1 protein-coding gene is annotated in these 257 nt (G+C 39.3%); it reads right to left on the bottom strand.

Annotated features, from left to right (window positions below):
* Positions 1-257 (bottom strand): hypothetical protein (locus SB756_RS32250; protein WP_410913523.1); only part of this gene is annotated, 257 nt, incomplete at both ends.

The following is a 257-nucleotide window of genomic DNA, read 5'->3' as shown; positions in this document are numbered from 1 at the left end:
GCAAAACTTTCTTTAAGCGCTTGCAAACCATGCCCCATCATATCGCCAAGCACAAATGCACTGCACTCATCGTTAATGGGCATAAAAAAGTCACCACCGTTTCCCAAGCTAATAGACCCAAAAAGGTGCGCGCCTTTATCATTTTGTAAATGAATTTTAGACGGTGTAGATTCAAATGTTGTTTGATACGATAAGTAAGCAAAACGGTGTGTTACTCGTTCAATGCTCTGCAGCAATTTATTTTTTTTAACTGGCTT

The organism is Pseudomonas sp. SIMBA_068 (assembly GCF_046534705.1).
GTDB classification, from domain to species: domain Bacteria; phylum Pseudomonadota; class Gammaproteobacteria; order Pseudomonadales; family Pseudomonadaceae; genus Aquipseudomonas; species Aquipseudomonas putida.
This window is presented reverse-complemented; position numbering and strand designations above follow the sequence as displayed.